The organism is Streptomyces violaceusniger Tu 4113 (genome assembly GCF_000147815.2).
GTDB lineage: Bacteria > Actinomycetota > Actinomycetes > Streptomycetales > Streptomycetaceae > Streptomyces > Streptomyces violaceusniger_A.
Genome location: NC_015957.1, coordinates 7,637,132 through 7,652,854 on the forward strand (window position 1 = coordinate 7,637,132; position 15,723 = coordinate 7,652,854).

Sequence of the window (15,723 nt, forward strand, 5' to 3'; positions counted from 1 at the left end):
GGTCACTTCTTCTCGAGCTGGTTGGCCCACAGCTTCTTGTCGTCGACGTTCTCCTTGGTGACCAGCGGTGCCGGGAGCTGGTCCTCCAGACCGTTCTCGATCTTGACGATGTTGGAGCCGTGATCGGTGGGGCCGGGTTTGAACGTCTTGCCGTCCAGAGCGGCCTTCGCGTAGTTCAGGGCCCACTTGGCGTAGAGGTCGGCGGGCTGGGAGAGCGTGGCGTCGATCTTCCCGGAGCGGATCGCGTCCAGCTCCTCGGGTATCCCGTCGTTGGAGATGATCGTGATGTGCTTGTCCGAACCGGCGGGCTTCAGCAGCCTCTTCTGCTCCAGCAGCGCGAGCGTGGGCTGCAGGAAGACGCCGCCCGCCTGCATGTAGATGCCGTTGATGTCCTTGTGCTGGGCCAGCAGGCTCTGCAGCTTGGCGGAGGCCACATCGCCCTTCCAGTCGGTGGGCAGCTCATGCACCTTGATGCCGGGGTACTTCTTCTTCATGCAGGAGGCGAACGCCTGCGAGCGGTCCCGGCCGTTGATGGAGCTGAGGTCGCCCTGGAGCTCGGCGACCCGGCCCTTGCCGCCCAGCTTCTCGCCGAGGTACTCGCACGCCTTGGTGCCGTACGCCCGGTTGTCGGCCCGTACCACCATGTAGATCTTGCCGGAGTCGGGCCGGGTGTCCACGCTCACCACGGGGATCTTCTTCTCCTCCAGCTGTTCCAGGGTGGAGGAGATGGCGCCGGTGTCCTGGGGAGCCATGACGATCGCCTTGGCGCCCTGGTCGGTGAAGGCCTGGACGTTGGCGACCAGCTTGGAGATGTCGTTCTGCGAGTTGGACAGCGGCAGCGCGGAGACGGTGCCCTTGTCCACACCCTTCTCCAGGTACTGCTGGTAGGAGTTCCAGAAGTCGGTGTCCGTCCGCGGCATGTCGATGCCGACCTTGCCGCCGCCGGCGCCATTGCTCTCGCGGTTGCAGCCGGTGAGCGCTGCGACGGCCAGCAGCACGGCGCAGGCGGCGGTGCCGGTGGTGCGGAGTCTCGTCATCGAGTCCCGTCCTTGGTCGTTCTGGGTCGAGTGGTGCGGGTGGTGCTGGTCCAGGGCGTAGCGTCGGGCGAAGCCGTTGTCCAGGGTGTAGGCGGTCTCCGGGGTGGAGACGGTGTCTCAGGAGGAGGCGGGGCGCAGCCGCAGCCCCTGCATCCCTCCGTCGACCGCCAGCGCGGTGCCGGTGACGGCCGCGGCGGCGGGGCTGGCGAGATACGCGACGGCGGCGGCCACCTCGTCGGCGGAGACCAGCCGTCCGGTGGGCTGACGGGCCTCCAGGGCGGCGCGCTCGGCCGCCGGATCGGGGGCCTGGTCGAGCAGCCGGCCGACCCACGGGGTGTCCGCGGTGCCGGGGTTGACGCAGTTGACGCGGACCCCTTCGCGGATGTGGTCCGCCGCCATGGCGAGGGTGAGCGAGAGCACCGCGCCCTTGCTGGCGCTGTAGGCGGCGCGCTGCGGCAGTCCGGCAGTGGCGGCGATCGAGCAGGTGTGGGTGATGGAGACGGCGCCGGGCCGGTCGGCCGCGGCGGCGCGCAGATGGGGCAGCGCGGCCCGCGCGGTGCGGACCAGGCCCAGCACATTGATGTCCAGCAGCCGGTGCCACTCCTCGTCGGAGTTGTCCTCGACGCTGCCGATCGCGCCGATGCCCGCGTTGCCGACGAGGGTGTGCAGGGCGCCGAACTCGCTCACCGCCGCGTCCACCGCGGTCCTGATCGCCTCGTCGGAGGTGACGTCGGCCTTGAGCGCCAGCGTGCCGTCCGGGGCGCCCGACGGATCGCGGTCGAGCACGGCGACCCGCGCTCCCCGGTCGCGCAGCGTGGCCGCGATGGCGGCGCCGATACCGGAGGCGCCGCCGGTGACGAGTGCGGCCAGCCCTTCGAAGTCGCCGGTGGTCACTGGTTGTCCTCCTGTCGTACGGGCTGTGCGGGTGCGGGCGTTGCCGGTGCGGGCGTTGCCGGTTCGGGCGTTGCCGGTTCGGGCGTTGCCGGTGCGGGCGTTGCCGGTGCGGGCGTTGCCGGTGCGGGCGTTGCGAGGCGGGCCCGCCATTCGGGTCCGTCCGGATAGCGGTAGGCGGCGATCGACTCGGGGTACATACGGGCGGAGAAGCCCGGCGCGGTCGGGGTGCGGTAGCGGCCCGACTCGATGACCACGGGATCGGCGAAGTGCTCGTGGAGGTGGTCGACATACTCGATGACCCGGTCGTCCCAGCTACCCGATACGGCCACGAAGTCGAACATGGCCAGATGCTGGACGAGTTCGCACAGCCCGACGCCGCCCGCGTGCGGGCACACCGGAAGTCCGTACTTGGCGGCGAGCAGCAGGATCGTGAGGTTCTCGTTGACCCCGGCGACCCGTGCCGCGTCGATCTGGACGAAGTCGACCGCCTCGGCCTGGAGCAGTTGTTTGAAGACCACGCGGTTGGCGACATGCTCACCGGTGGCGACCTTGACCGGCTGTCCGGCGCGGATGGCGGCGTGGGCGAGGACGTCGTCCGGGCTGGTGGGCTCCTCGATCCAGTGCGGGTCGTACGGCGCCAGGGCGCTCATCCAGCGCACCGCCTCCGCCACGTCCCACCGCTGGTTGGCGTCCACGGCGATGCGCACATCGGGGCCGACCGCCTCGCGGGCGAGCCGCATCCGCCTGAGGTCCTCGTCGAGATCGGCGCCGACCTTGAGCTTGATCTGGCCGAAGCCGTCGGCGACGGCCTCCTGCGCCAGCTTGATCATTTTCTCGTCGGAGTAGCCGAGCCAGCCGGGCGAGGTGGTGTAGGCGGGGTAGCCCCGCTCGCGCAGCAGCGCGGCGCGCTCGGCGCGGCCGGGCTCGGCGGCGCGCAGGATGGCGAGCGCCTCGTCACGGGTGAGCGCGTCGGTGAGGTAGCGGAAGTCGACCAGCTCGACCAGCTCCTCCGGCGACATCTCGGCGAGGAACTGCCACAGCGGCCTGCCTGCCTGCCGGGCGGCGAGGTCCCAGGCGGCGTTGATCACCGCGCCCGCCGCCATATGCATGACGCCCTTCTCCGGCCCGAGCCAGCGCAACTGCGAGTCATGGGTCAGCTCACGGTGCAGGACGGCCAGATCGGCCGCCGTCAGCGGCGCGGGGCGGCCCACCACATGGGGGCGGAGAGACCGGATGGCGGCCGCGGTGACATCGTTGCCGCGGCCAATGGTGAAGACGAAGCCGTGCCCCTCGGACGCCGTCCCCTCCCCCGCGTCCGTGCGCAGCACGACGTAGGCGGCGGAGTAGTCGGGGTCCGGGTTCATGGCGTCCGAGCCGTCGAGCTGCTCCGAGGTGGGAAACCGGATGTCATGGACCTCGAGCTCGGTGACGGATGGACGCAGACTCAATGGGTGCTCCCTGAAACGATGCGCGAGAGAGAACATCGGACCTTTCGCGGTGATCCGATGTATAGCGCTGCACCAAGGGTTTCGTCCAGAGGTACGCCGGAACTTTCGGAGAACAGATCGGATGAATCTCTTAGCGCTCCTGGACGGGGGCTGCGGCCGGAGCACCGGAAAGCCGTAGGCTTGGGTGGCACGCAATGGGAACTGCAGCCGGTGGCGGCACCGATCCGTCCGCCCCGGTCGGAAGGAGGCGCTGGGTGATCGAGCTTGAGGGGGTTCCCGAGCTGATCGACCCGGTCATGATCTGTGCCTTCGAGGGCTGGAACGACGCCGGAGACGCCGCCTCGACCGCGGTCGGGCACCTGGACCGGGAGTGGAAGGGCGAGGTCTTCGCCTCGCTCGACGCCGAGGACTACTACGACTTCCAGGTGAACCGGCCCACCGTGGCGCTGGAGGGCGGCGTGCGCAAGATCACTTGGCCGACGACCCGGCTCTCGGTGGTCCGGGCGGAAACCGGGGAGAAGTCCCGGGACCTGGTGCTGGTGCGCGGTATCGAGCCGAGCATGCGCTGGCGGTCGTTCTGCAACGAGATCCTCGGCTACGCCCATGAGTTGGGCGTGGAGATGGTCGTCATCCTCGGCGCACTGCTCGGCGACACCCCGCACACCCGGCCGGTGCCGGTCAGCGGGGTCACCTCCGACTCGGACCTGGCCCGCAGCCTCGATCTGGAGGAGACCCGCTACGAGGGCCCGACCGGGATCGTCGGAGTTCTCCAGGAGGCCTGCGCCCACGCCGGCGTCCCGGCGGTGAGCCTGTGGGCGGCCGTGCCGCACTACGTCTCGCAGCCGCCGAACCCGAAGGCCACCCTGGCGCTGCTCAACCGCCTGGAGGACCTCATCTCGGTGCGCATCCCCCTCGGCGAGCTGACCGAGGACTCACGCGCCTGGCAACTGGGCGTGGACCAGTTGGCCGCCGAGGACAGCGAGGTCGCCGAGTACGTCCAGTCGCTGGAGGAGGCGCGGGACACCGCCGAGCTGCCGGAGGCGTCGGGCGAGGCCATCGCCCGCGAATTCGAGCGCTATCTGCGGCGGCGCGACGGCCAGCCCGGCCCCGGCGGCCACGCGACCGAGAGCGGCGGCCTCGCCGAGGGCCGGGAGGGCGGCCCAGGCGGCCCGGGCGCGCCCTATCTGCGGGATCCCGCCACCGGCCACGGGCGGCCGCGCAGGCCGTCCCCCAAGGACGAGGTGGCCAACGACGCGGAGGACACCGGCGCCGCCGAGGAGGACGCCAAGGATCCGGACGACGCCCAGGGCGCTCAGGGTGGCGAGGGCCAGGACGTCTCCCGCCGCGACGAGAGCGGCACGGAGCGGGGCGGCGACGGGGACGAGGGGTCCGGCTCCGGCCGGTAGGCCGGTAGCCCCGTAGCCGCGCCGCCGCGCGCGTACGCCACGGGCCACGCTCCATACGACGCACGGCGTCTCACACGCCGCCACGTCAGCCGCGTGGCACGGCACACGGGAAGCAGCGACGAGCCCGCGCCGGGAGGACCCCGGCGCGGGCTCATGCGTTCACGTTCACCGTCACGGTGCGGCGATACGACGCCGCGTCAGAGGGCCACGCCCAGCAGCGCGTCCACGGCGCGGGAGACCAGCCCGGGCGCCCCCTCGTCCGTACCGCCGGTGGCCGTCTGCGCGGCCGCCCAGCGGTCGACGGCGGCCAGGGCGGCCGGGGAGTCCAGGTCGTTCGCGAGCGCCTCGCGGATCTCCTCCACCAGCGCGGCGGCCGAGGGCCCGTCCGGTCGCGAGACGGCCGCACGCCAGCGACCGAGGCGCTCCTCGGCCTCCCGCAGCACCCCGTCCGTCCACTCCCAGTCCGAGCGGTAGTGGTGGGCCAGCAGCGCGAGCCGTATGGCCGCCGGGTCCACACCGTCTCGGCGCAGCGCCGAGACGAAGACCAGGTTGCCCTTGGACTTGGACATCTTCTCGCCGTCCAGGGCCACCATTCCGGCGTGCACATACGTTTTGGCGAACGGCCGCTCACCGGTGAGCACCTGGGCGTGCGAGGCGCCCATCTCATGGTGCGGGAAGGCGAGATCGGATCCGCCGCCCTGCACATCGAAGCCCATGCCGAGGTGGTCCAGGGCGATGGCCACGCACTCGATGTGCCAGCCGGGGCGGCCGGAGCCGAGCGATCCGCCGTCCCAACTCGGCTCGCCCTCACGGGCGGCCATCCACAGCATCGGGTCGAGGGGGTTCTTCTTGCCGGGGCGCTCCGGGTCGCCGCCGCGCTCGGCGGACAGCAGCCGCATGGCCTCGGCGTCGAGCCGGCTGACGGAGCCGAAGGAGGGGTCGGACTCCACGGAGAAGTAGATGTCGCCTTCGAGTTCATAGGCGGCGCCCAGGTCGCGCAGCCGCTCCACGAGCGGCACGATGCCCGGTATCGACTCGACGGCGCCGATGTAGTGGCGCGGGGGCAGCATCCGCAGGGCCGTCATGTCCTCGCGGAAGAGGGCGGTCTCGCGCTCGGCGAGGGCCGTCCAGTCGTCGCCGTTCCGCTGGGCCCGCTCCAGCAGGGGATCGTCGACGTCCGTGACGTTCTGGACGTAGTGAACCTGGCGCTTGGTGTCGAGCCATACGCGCTGAACGAGGTCGAACGCGTTGTAGGTCGCGGCATGACCCATATGGGTCGCGTCGTACGGGGTGATCCCGCAGACGTAGATGCGCGCGACGGGACCGGGGGTCAGAGTGATCCGTCCCCCGGTCGCGGTGTCGTGAATGCTCAGGTCCCGGCCACTGCCGGGCAGGGCGGGAGTCTCAGAAGCGGGCCAGGCATACATGCAATGAGCGTAACCGGATGCAGCGTCCGTATACGAACCGGACCAGCGGTGTTGGCCGGATGGGCGGTCTTGTGGATGCGCCCGTGAGCTGCATGGGCCCCCTGAGCCGCGTTCCACGGCTGCCGGGCGGGGACGCGGCGGAGCGTCGCCCGGAGGCGGAACGAACCGGTCCGCTCAGACCGGCGGTCAGGGCACCCGGAACGGACCCGGCCGCCTGGGACCAGCGGACACCGGACCGCGCCGCCTCAGACCGGCGGCCAGGGAATGGCGGGCCACTGGCCGCTGGGCTCGGGGTGCTTCCCGGTCCGCAGCAGCGTGGCCACACGGGCCCTCAGAGCCTCGATCTCGGCCCCGGTGATCAGCTCCGCCAGCCGGGCGCCAAGCGGGCCGCCGTCGGCGAGCTGGTCCGCCAACCGGCGCAGCACCTCCAGCACATCGTCCGGCAGCGGCTCCCCGGCCCAGCCCCACAGCAGGGTGCGCAGCTTGTCATCGGCGTTGAAGGTCACTCCGTGATCAATCGCATAGAGCCGGCCACCGGCCGCGGGCAGCAGATGGCCGCCCTTACGGTCGCCGTTGTTGATCACCGCGTCGAGGACGGCCAGCCGGCGCAGCCGTACGTCGTCGGCGTGGACCAGCAGCGCCGTGCGGCCCTCGTCCACCTCGGCGTAGCCGATCGCCTTCCAGCCGGGGCCCGGTTCGTCGCCCTCGACGAGCGCGAGCAGCTCCGCTCCCCCGGTCTCCCCGGATCCCTCGCCGTCGCCGTCGCCGTCCGCCGACCCGTCGCCGTCCGCCCCGTCGGGGGCCACCTCGACCTCTATCCAGAGCTGGCACATCCCCTGCCCGTACGGCCCGTCGCGCAGCACAGTGGGCGGCACCAGGCCCCAGCCGGTGGCCTCGGAGATCTCGTACGCGGCGACCTCGCGCTGGGCGAGCGTGCCGTCCGGGAAGTCCCACAGCGGCCGCTCCCCGGCCACCGGCTTGTAGACGCAGGGGGCGCTGTGGCCGTCGTACTCGACCGTGCAGTACAGCACCGCGTTGGACGCCTCCCGGACCTGTCCGCGCACCGTCAGCTCACCCAGAGCCAGCAGCTCGGACGGGGCCGGCGGCGTCAGGCTCCGCGGCGGTATCCGTTCTGGCGCGGACATACGTGTCCCTCCGGGTCGAGCGGCAGACTGCACAGCGGGCAGGGCGGCCGGCCGGCGTTGACGACCTCCAGGGCGCGCTTGGCGAACGCCCGCGCCTGCGTCCCGGTGAGCCGCACCCGCAGCATGGGCGGGCCGTTCACATCGTCCTGGAGCAGCCGCTCCTCGGCCTCGGCCAGATCCTCCTCGGACTCGGCCTCCAGCTCCACCAGGGCCTGTGCCTCGACGATCATCCGCTGTTCCTCGCCGTCCCAGGCGAGTGCCATGGTGCCGACCCGGAACTCCTCCTCCACGGGGGCTTCCAGCGGTGCCATGTCGGTGAGTTCGGTCGGTGCGACGGCGGGGACCGGGGCGTTTCCGCCGGTGCGCCGCACCACCTCGTCCAGCAGCTCGTCTATCCGCTCGGCCAACGCGGCGACCTGCGTCTTCTCCAAGGCGACACTGGTGGTCCGGCCACTGGCGGACGCCTGCAGGAAAAAGGTACGGCGACCAGGCAGCCCGACCGTACCGGCGACGAAACGGTCCGGCGGGTCATAGAGGAACACCTGACGGGACAACGTCCTGCTCCATTTTGGTTCGACTGCTCGGCTGACTGACTGCTGACCGCTGGGTGCCACGACCGCCCGGTCAGGGCTGTCACGGCGCCCTCGCACCGCGGCACCACCCTACTGCGCACGGAGATCACGGTGCTCCCGCGTCGCCGCCCACCGCCGCGTCCCCGCCCCGGTCCCCGGTGGTCTCCTCGCGCGGCGCCAGTCCCGCGAAGTCGCCGGTGTCGCCGAGCCGGACGACGAAGGGCCGGGTCGGGGTGTACCGGATCGCGGTGACCGAGCAGGGCTCGACCGAGATCCGCTGAAAGAGATCGAGATGCAGTCCGAGGGCGTCCGCGACCAGTGCCTTGATGACGTCCCCGTGGGAGCACATCAGATAGACCGCGTTGGCGCCGTGCTCCTGCTCGATCCGGGCGTTCCAGTCGCGCACCGCCTCGACCGCGCGCGTGTGCATCGCGCGCATGGACTCGCCACCGGGGAAGGCGGCGGCGGACGGATGCTGCTGGACGATGTTCATCAGTGGTTCATCGGCGAGCTCGGCGAGCTTACGGCCCGACCAGTCTCCGTAGTGGCACTCACCGATCCGGTCGTCGGGGTGCAGCGGCAGTTCGGGGCGGGCGGCGAGCAGCGGGGCCAGCGTCTCCCGGCAGCGCTGCAGGGGGCTGGTGACGGCGGCGGCCAGGGGCAGCCCGGCCAGCCTGCCGGGCAGCGCCGCGGCCTGGGCCGCACCGCGCTCGTCGAGGGCGACACCGGGGGTCCAGCCCGCGAGGAGGCCCGCGGTGTTGGCGGGGGACCGGCCGTGCCGTACGAGGATCAGCATGGGCATGCCTGCCACCCTACGACCCCTCCGGCGCCGCTCAGCGGCGGTGCGCACCGCTCCCGCACAGGGCCCCCTTGTGCGTACCGGCAGCACGCGAGGCAGAATGCGCTGCGTGATCGTGGATTGTGCCATCTACCGGGACGGGTGCCGCACCGAGGGACCCGCCGACTTCTCCGACGCCCTCGACGAGGCGCGCGCGAGCGGGGACGCCTTCTTGTGGATCGGCCTGCATGAGCCGACCGAGAAGGAGTTCGAGCTGGTCACCAGCGAGTTCGGGCTTCATCCGCTGGCTGTGGAGGACGCCCTGTGCGCCCACCAGAGGCCGAAGCTGGAGGTCTATGACGACTCGCTGTTCCTGGTGCTCAAGCCGATCCAGTACGACGACAAGGCCGGCACCGTCACAGCGGGTGAGCTGATGGTCTTCGTCGGTGACTCCTTCGTGGTGACCGTAAGGCACGGCGAAGCGAATCCGCTCGGCGCGGTGCGGGACCGGCTGGAGAAGAGGCCGGAGGTGCTGCAGCACGGTCCGACGGCGGTGATGTACGCGGTCTCCGACGCGGTCGTGGACCACTACCTGGACGTGGCCGACGCGCTGCACGGGGACCTGGAGGGGCTGGAGACGGAGGTGTTCGCCCCGAACGGGGGCGCCGGGCAGAACACCGCCGGGCGGATCTACGCCTTCAAGCGCGAGGTGATGGAATTCCGCCGGTCGACCGGGCCGTTGGGGGAGCCGATGGAGCGGCTCACCGGCGCCGGGGTGCCGTTCGTGCACGAGGGCTCCCGGCCGTTCTTCCGCGATGTCAGCGACCATCTGACCCGGGTGAACGAGCATGTGGAGGGGCTGGACCGGCTGCTGTCGGACATCCTCTCCGCCCATCTCGCGCAGATGGGCGTGCGGCAGAACGACGACATGCGGAAGATCTCGGCGTGGGCGGCGATGGCCGCGGTGCCGACGATGATCGCCGGGATCTACGGCATGAATTTCGAGCACATGCCGGAGCTGAAGCAGCCCTGGGGATACCCGGGGGTGGTCGCGCTCATGGCCGGTGTGATCGCCGTGCTGTACCGCTGGTTCAAGCGGCGCGGGTGGCTCTGAGCCGGTGGCGCTGCCGAAGCCGTAGTCGGGCTCAGACGAACTCGGGCGCCTCGGGTGCGCCGGAGGCGCTCTGCGCGGGCCCGCCGAGCGCGTTGCGCCGCTCGGGCATCCGCAGGGACACCATGCGCCGCCAGCCGCCCAGCCGCTCGTACATGTGCAGGGCGTGGATCCCGGCCGCGAACAGCGCGGACTTCGGCTTGGGCCAGCCGAGAACGCGCCCCATGTGGGCCATCACGGCCAGGCTGACGTCCCGGTAGACCTCCATCTCGACGAGCGCGGTCTCCCGCAGGGCCCGCTGGATGGTCCGGCCGTATCCGGCGGCGGCCAGGCGCAGCAACTCCTCATGACAGTAGGCGAGGTGGTTGTCCTCGTCCTCGGCGATCATGCGCACGGCGCGGCCGAGGTCGGGGTGGTCGCCGAAGTACCTGCGCAACACCACCATCTGGGCGGAGGCGCGCTGTTCGGTGACCCGGCTGTGGGCGAGGTAGATCACGATGTCGTGCTCGGTGAGCGGCTCGTCGCGGCGCAGCTTGTCATGGGCGAGGCCGATGCCGCGCGCCTCCAGGAGCATCGTGTAGTCGGCCTCGCGCGGCACCTCCATGGGCTCCAGATCGCGCTTGCCCAGCAGGGCGTTGAAGATCCGGCCGTGTTTGTCCTCGTCGGCGCCATGGCGGGCGATCTTGGGGGCGAGGTCGCGCAGGCTCTCGGGCACGAGGGCGGCGATCCGGCCGTTCTCCCAGCCTCCCTGGGCCTCCCCGCTGGCCGCGACGGAGCAGAAGAGCCGGAACGACTCGTCGTTGTCGAGGATCTCCTGGAACACGCTTTTCGCCGAGAGCATCGCCGCCACCTCCGAGCGCTTGTCGTGCGCCGCCGTGCGCTTCCGTGCCGACATCCACGCAGGGGCTGCGCAGAAAAAGTCAACGGCCCGGTGGGCGCGGCGGCAACAGCTCAGGCTCACGGCTCGGCCGAACGGAGGACGGCGAGGGCGCCGCGTCCCCGTAACTCCTGAGCGGCGCAGGCGTTGTGCTGGACGACGGCCGTGGCGGGGAAGACCCCCGAGCCCCCACCACGGCCGCAGAACTTCCCGGCGCGGCCCTGAGCCGACTCCTCAGCCGAGCCGGCTCCCCCAGGGCCTTCGACCGCCGCTGTGCGGCTTGCCACGGCCTCGCGTGTGTCATCGCGGCCCTTACGGCGACCAGGCCCTTACGGCGACCAGGCCCTTGCAGCGAGCAGGGGCCGCCCCTGGCGCTCGTCGTCCCCTCAGCGCCCGATGACGGCCTTGGCACTCGTCGCCGCCCTTATGCGACTCCGGCCCGCTCCAGGGCCTCCACGCCCGCCCGCAGCCCGGCGAGGCGCTCCTCCAGCGTGAAGCCCGCGGGCGTGAGCGACAGGGTGGTGACCCCGGCCTCCGCGTACGCCTGCATGCGGTCCGCGATGCGCTCGACGGGGCCGAGCAGCGAGGTGGAGTCGATCAGCTCGTGGGGGACGGCCGCGGCGGCGCCCTGCTTGTCCCCGGAGAGGTACTTCTCCTGGATCTCGGCGGCCTCCTTCTCGTACCCCATGCGCTGCGCGAGCTTGTTGTAGAAGTTCTGCTTGGCGCTGCCCATGCCGCCCACGTAGAGCGCCGTGTACGGGCGGAACTGGTCGGCGAGGGCGCGGACGTCGTCGCCGAGGGCCATGGGGACGGTGGGCACCACGTCGAAGCCCTCGAGGTCCTTGCCCGCCTTCTCCCGGCCCGCGCGCAGCGAGCTGAGGGTGGTCGCCTCGGCGTGCTCGGGCGCGTAGAAGAGGACCAGGGCGCCGTCGGCGATCTCGCCGGTCTGCTCCAGGTTCTTCGGGCCGATGGCCGCGATGTACAGCGGGATGTACTCCCGCACCGGGTGCACGGTCAGCTTGAGGGGCTTGCCGGGGCCGTCGGGCAGCGGCAGCGTCCAGTTCTGGCCCTCGTGCGTCAGCCGCTCGCGTGACATCGCCTTGCGGATGATCTCCACGTACTCGCGGGTGCGGGCGAGCGGCTTGTCGAACCGCGTCCCGTACCAGCCCTCGGACACCTGCGGCCCCGAGACGCCGAGCCCGAGGCGGAAGCGGCCACCGGAGAGAGTGTCGAGAGTGGCGGCGGTCATGGCCGTCATGGCCGGAGTCCGGGCCGGAATCTGGAAGATGGCGGAGCCGACGTCGATGTGCTCGGTCTGCGCGGCGACCCACGCGAGGACCGTGGCCGCGTCCGAACCGTAGGCTTCGGCGGCCCAGCACACGGCATAGCCGAGCCGGTCGGCCTCGCGGGCGACCTCGAGGTTGTCCGCGTCCATTCCGGCGCCCCAGTAGCCGAGGTTGATGCCGAGCCTCATACCGCACCCCTTACTGATCAGTAACGTCGCTGTTCCGGGGACTCTAGCGCGCATGGCCGGGATACGTCAGGGGTGGGTTATCCACAGGCTGCCACGGGGCGCTTTCCGGACAGTAATCTCGACGTTCATGGAGCTAAGGCACCTCGGCCGCACGGGCCTGCGCGTCTCCCGGCTCGGGCTCGGCACGCTCACATGGGGGCGGGCCACGGACGAACACGACGCCGCGGATCAGCTCAAGGCGTTCTGGGAGGCGGGCGGGACACTGGTCGACACCGCGGATGTCTACGCGGACGGCGGCGCCGAATACCTCCTGGGGCAGTTACTGGAGGGGCTGTTGCCGCGGCGCGATCTGCAGATCGCCACCAAGGCCGGCAGCGTGCCCGATCCCGACCGCCGCTTCGACGGTTCGCGCGGCCATCTGCTGGGCGCGCTGGACGCCTCCCTGGAGCGGCTGGGCACGGACTATGTCGACCTGTGGCAGGTGCACGCCTTCGATCCGTTCACCCCGCTCGAGGAGACCTTGCAGGCGCTCGACATCGCGGTCAGCAGCGGCCGGGCCCGCTATGTGGGGGTGTCCAACTTCAGCGGCTGGCAGCTCGCGAAAGCCGCCACCTGGCAGCTTGCCTCCTCCGGCGCGCACACCCGGCTGGCCAGCACGCAGATGGAGTATTCGCTGCTCCAGCGCGGTGTGGAGCGCGAGGTGCTGCCCGCCGCCCTCGACCTCGGCGTCGGGCTGCTGCCGTCCTCGCCGCTCGGTCGCGGTGTGCTCACCGGCAAGTACCGCCATACGACACCCGCCGACTCGCGCGGCGCCTCCGAGCTCGCGGCCTTCGTCGCCCCGTATCTGGACGAGGAGGCGAGCCGGATCGTCGAGGCGGGCGCCATAGCCGCCGACGGCCTGGCGACCACCGCCCTCAATGTGGCACTCGCCTGGGTCCGCGACCGTCCGGGTGTCACCGCGCCGATCGTCGGCGCGCGCAACGCACAGCAGCTGAGAGCGGCGTTGTCGGCGGAGAGCCTTAGTCTTCCGGACGAGATCTGCCAGGCGCTCGACGATGTGTCGGCGCCCGTGCACCGCTATCCCGATCAGGACTGGAGCACGCTGTGAGTACCGACCGCCTCGCCGGCGAGGCCGCATCCGCGCCCGAGGAGGCCGAGCCCAATCCCGCCGAGCCGGCGGAGCCGGGCGGGCCCGGGACCCCGGACCCGGGCGGCCCCGGAGGCCCCGCCACCGCCGGGCCGGACCCGGACCACACCCCGGGCGACCACAGCGCGCCCGGCGGCGCGGGCGCCCCCTCGGGGGCGGCCCGGAACGACGCGGGGGCTGCGACCGCAGTGCCCGCCGGACGAGGCGGGGCCGACGCCACCGAGGCTCCCGCCGCCGGAACGGGCGGCACCCACGGCGGGAGCGGCGACCGCGAGCAGGGCCCGGCTGCCCCCAGTGACGGGGCGGGCGGGAAGGGGCGGCGGTCGGCGGCGGCTGAGGCGTTGGCCGCCGCTGTACGGGCCGTGGAGAGCGGTGAGCGGTCGGCGGCGTCGTTCTTCAGCGACGCCCCCGCGCGCCGTCCGGCGGCGCCCGCCGCACCCGCCGCACCCGCCGCGCCCGTGCGCGAGCAGCCCCGTGCGGCGGCTCCCGCCCCCGCGCCCGCTCCCGTGCGCCCGCCGTCGGCCCGTCCGGCGTCCGGGCCAGGGGGCGAGGTCCCCGGCAGCGGGGACGTCCGGCAGGTGCTCGCGGCGGGCGGAGCCCCCGAGACCCTGGCCGAGCCGGTCGCCGAAACGCTCGGGGAGCGTGCAGCCGAGGCGCTGCGCGAGGACCCGTGGCAGTTGCTGGCCGTGCCCGGTGTGCGCCCCGAACAGGCGGACGGCTTCGCCCGCTCCCTCCTCGGCCCGGACTGCGAGCCCGGCGACGAGCGCCGTGCGCTGGCGCTCACCGGCTGGCTGCTGGAGCGCGCCGCCCTCGAAGGACACACCGCCCTGGAGTCGTCCACGCTGCGCGACGCGCTCGCCAAGGTGTCCGTCCCGGACCCGGACGAGGCACTGCGCACCGCGATCGCGGAGGGCGCGGTGCTGGTGTTCCAGGACGCGATCGACGCCCCGCCGGGGGCCCGTCCCCAGGCGGCCGACGACGAGGACGCCGAGCAGCCGGTGCGGGTGCTGCTGGGGCTGGACCGCTATGCCCTGGCGGAGGAGAGCCTGGCCGACGCTCTCGCCCGGCTGGCGAGCACCTTCGCCCCGTCACAGGGCGGCGCGGCGGACGGCGAGCCGCCCACGGGCGGCCCCGGCGCGCCCGAGTGGGAGAGCGCGGCCGCCGCCGCGCCGACCGCTTCCGCCGCGGAGCTGATCCGTACGGTCGCGGCCCACGGCCTGGTCGCCCACAGCGGTGCCGAGGCGGCGCGCGCCGAACCGGCGGCACTGGTCGCCGCCGCCCGCGCCCTGGGCCTGCGGGCCTACGCGGCGGCGCACAGCGAGGACGGCAGGCGGCGGCTGGCCGCCTTGCTGAGCGAGGCCCAGGGTGCCGCCCCGGAGACCGCCCCCGCGGATCCGGAGGCCGCCTCTGCGGCCGTCACCGTCGCCGGGCTGCTGGCCGACGCCGAGGGCCCCGGACGCGACGAGGAGGGCGCGCTCGCGCTCGATCTGCTCGCCGTGCTGGACGCCCCGCAGCTCGATGTGGAAACGGCCGCGATGCTCGTCGAGTCGCTGCCGGACGGCGCCCGTCTGGTGCTGAGCGGGGATCCCGGGGTGCTGTGGTCGGCCGGCCCCGGCCGGGTCTTCGCGGATCTGGTGGCGGCCCGCCGCTGCCCGCAGGTCGTCTCCCGCACCCCCGACCCGGGCCCGATCGGCGAACTGGTCTCGGGGATCGGGATCGGCGAGCTCAACCAGGTGGAGGCGCCCGGCAAGGAGGTCGTGATCGTGCCCGTGCGGGACGCGGGCGAGGCGGTGCACCGCACCGTGCAGCTCGTGGCCGACTCGGTGCCCCGTGCGATCGGCATCCCGGCCGAGCAGACCCAGGTGATCACCCCGGGCCACGGTGGCGCGGCCGGCACCCGCGCGCTCAACGCCGCACTGAAGACCCGGCTCAACCCCGGCCCCGGCCGGTTCGGCGGCTTCGACCCGGGCGACCGCGTGGCGTACACCCCGGCCCCGGGCCGTACGGTGCCCGGCACCGTGGTCTCGGCGGACGCCGAGGGGCTGCGTCTGGACTGCGCGGGCACCCCCGTCGTGGTGCCGCCCACGGAGGTCGGCGAGCTAGTGCGGCACGGCTGGGCCCTCACCGCGCACCAGGCGGCCGGAGCGCGCTGGCCCGCGGCCGTGGTGGTGCTGCCGGGCGACGCCACGGCGGGGCTGACCCGCGCCTGGATCTACACGGCCTTCAGCCGCGGTGAGCGCCATCTGTCGGTGGTCCACGGCGCGGACGCGGCGCTGCCCCGGGCAGTGGCGGAGATCCCCTTCAAGGAGCGCACCACACGGCTGCGCGCCCTGCTCCAGGCCCAGGTCCCGGCCGGGTCCGCGGGCTGACCGGCGGCCCGGCCGCGGCCCGCGACAGGCCCCGGGAA

The 15,723-nt window shown here is 72.7% G+C and carries 14 protein-coding genes; 4 read left to right on the forward strand and 10 right to left on the reverse strand.

Annotation, left to right across the window (positions count from 1 at the left end; genetic code table 11):
- Positions 1 to 2: 2 nt before the first annotated feature.
- The 3 genes from STRVI_RS31075 to STRVI_RS31085 form a co-directional block, all read right to left on the reverse strand.
- Positions 3 to 1,037 (reverse strand): sugar ABC transporter substrate-binding protein, encoded by a 1,035-nt coding sequence (locus STRVI_RS31075; protein WP_014059533.1) that lies wholly within the window; start codon positions 1,035 to 1,037, stop codon positions 3 to 5.
- A 117-nt stretch (positions 1,038 to 1,154) separates the two neighbouring features.
- Positions 1,155 to 1,931 carry an SDR family NAD(P)-dependent oxidoreductase gene (locus tag STRVI_RS31080; protein WP_014059534.1) on the reverse strand — a complete coding sequence of 259 codons (777 nt, stop codon included), beginning with the start codon at positions 1,929 to 1,931 and terminating at the stop codon, positions 1,155 to 1,157.
- A complete protein-coding gene (locus STRVI_RS31085; RefSeq protein ID WP_014059535.1) occupies positions 1,928 to 3,415 on the reverse strand; it encodes an enolase C-terminal domain-like protein in 1,488 nt (495 codons plus the stop codon). The genes STRVI_RS31080 and STRVI_RS31085 overlap by 4 nt, the downstream gene beginning before the upstream one ends.
- Before the next feature lie 218 nt (positions 3,416 to 3,633).
- Here STRVI_RS31085 and STRVI_RS31090 point away from each other — a divergent pair, with 218 nt between their 5' ends.
- Positions 3,634 to 4,785: a PAC2 family protein gene (locus STRVI_RS31090; protein WP_014059536.1), complete on the forward strand. Its 1,152-nt coding sequence runs from the start codon at positions 3,634 to 3,636 to the stop codon at positions 4,783 to 4,785.
- 197 nt (positions 4,786 to 4,982) lie between these two features.
- Here the strand turns inward: STRVI_RS31090 and mshC are convergent, their stop codons facing one another.
- The 4 genes from mshC to STRVI_RS31110 form a co-directional block, all read right to left on the reverse strand.
- Positions 4,983 to 6,212 (reverse strand): cysteine--1-D-myo-inosityl 2-amino-2-deoxy-alpha-D-glucopyranoside ligase, encoded by a 1,230-nt coding sequence (gene mshC, locus STRVI_RS31095; RefSeq protein ID WP_014059537.1) that lies wholly within the window; start codon positions 6,210 to 6,212, stop codon positions 4,983 to 4,985.
- 245 nt (positions 6,213 to 6,457) lie between these two features.
- Positions 6,458 to 7,357: an SCO1664 family protein gene (locus STRVI_RS31100; protein WP_014059538.1), complete on the reverse strand. Its 900-nt coding sequence runs from the start codon at positions 7,355 to 7,357 to the stop codon at positions 6,458 to 6,460.
- On the reverse strand, positions 7,321 to 7,911 hold the full coding sequence (locus STRVI_RS31105; RefSeq protein WP_014059539.1) for a DUF3090 domain-containing protein: 591 nt from the start codon (positions 7,909 to 7,911) through the stop codon (positions 7,321 to 7,323). Before STRVI_RS31105 ends, STRVI_RS31100 begins: the two co-directional genes overlap by 37 nt.
- 124 nt (positions 7,912 to 8,035) lie before the next feature.
- Positions 8,036 to 8,731, reverse strand: a complete 696-nt coding sequence (locus STRVI_RS31110; RefSeq protein ID WP_043236832.1) for a histidine phosphatase family protein — start codon at positions 8,729 to 8,731, stop codon at positions 8,036 to 8,038.
- A 97-nt stretch (positions 8,732 to 8,828) separates the two neighbouring features.
- Here STRVI_RS31110 and corA point away from each other — a divergent pair, with 97 nt between their 5' ends.
- Positions 8,829 to 9,821, forward strand: coding sequence for a magnesium/cobalt transporter CorA (gene corA, locus STRVI_RS31115; protein ID WP_014059541.1), 993 nt, complete (start codon positions 8,829 to 8,831; stop codon positions 9,819 to 9,821).
- A 31-nt stretch (positions 9,822 to 9,852) separates the two neighbouring features.
- Here corA and STRVI_RS31120 read toward each other — a convergent pair whose 3' ends face one another.
- The 3 genes from STRVI_RS31120 to STRVI_RS31125 form a co-directional block, all read right to left on the reverse strand.
- Entirely contained in the window at positions 9,853 to 10,659 is an 807-nt protein-coding gene (locus STRVI_RS31120) for a hypothetical protein (protein WP_014059542.1), read from the reverse strand.
- 116 nt (positions 10,660 to 10,775) lie between these two features.
- Positions 10,776 to 10,982, reverse strand: coding sequence for a hypothetical protein (locus tag STRVI_RS52215; RefSeq protein WP_150112937.1), 207 nt, complete (start codon positions 10,980 to 10,982; stop codon positions 10,776 to 10,778).
- A gap of 137 nt (positions 10,983 to 11,119) precedes the next feature.
- On the reverse strand, positions 11,120 to 12,169 hold the full coding sequence (locus STRVI_RS31125; protein WP_014059543.1) for an LLM class F420-dependent oxidoreductase: 1,050 nt from the start codon (positions 12,167 to 12,169) through the stop codon (positions 11,120 to 11,122).
- A gap of 127 nt (positions 12,170 to 12,296) precedes the next feature.
- On the opposite strand from STRVI_RS31125, the gene STRVI_RS31130 reads away from it, so the two are divergent.
- Positions 12,297 to 13,277 (forward strand): aldo/keto reductase, encoded by a 981-nt coding sequence (locus STRVI_RS31130; RefSeq protein WP_043236834.1) that lies wholly within the window; start codon positions 12,297 to 12,299, stop codon positions 13,275 to 13,277.
- Positions 13,274 to 15,685: a helix-hairpin-helix domain-containing protein gene (locus STRVI_RS31135; RefSeq protein WP_014059545.1), complete on the forward strand. Its 2,412-nt coding sequence runs from the start codon at positions 13,274 to 13,276 to the stop codon at positions 15,683 to 15,685. The genes STRVI_RS31130 and STRVI_RS31135 overlap by 4 nt, the downstream gene beginning before the upstream one ends.
- Positions 15,686 to 15,723 lie beyond the last annotated feature (38 nt).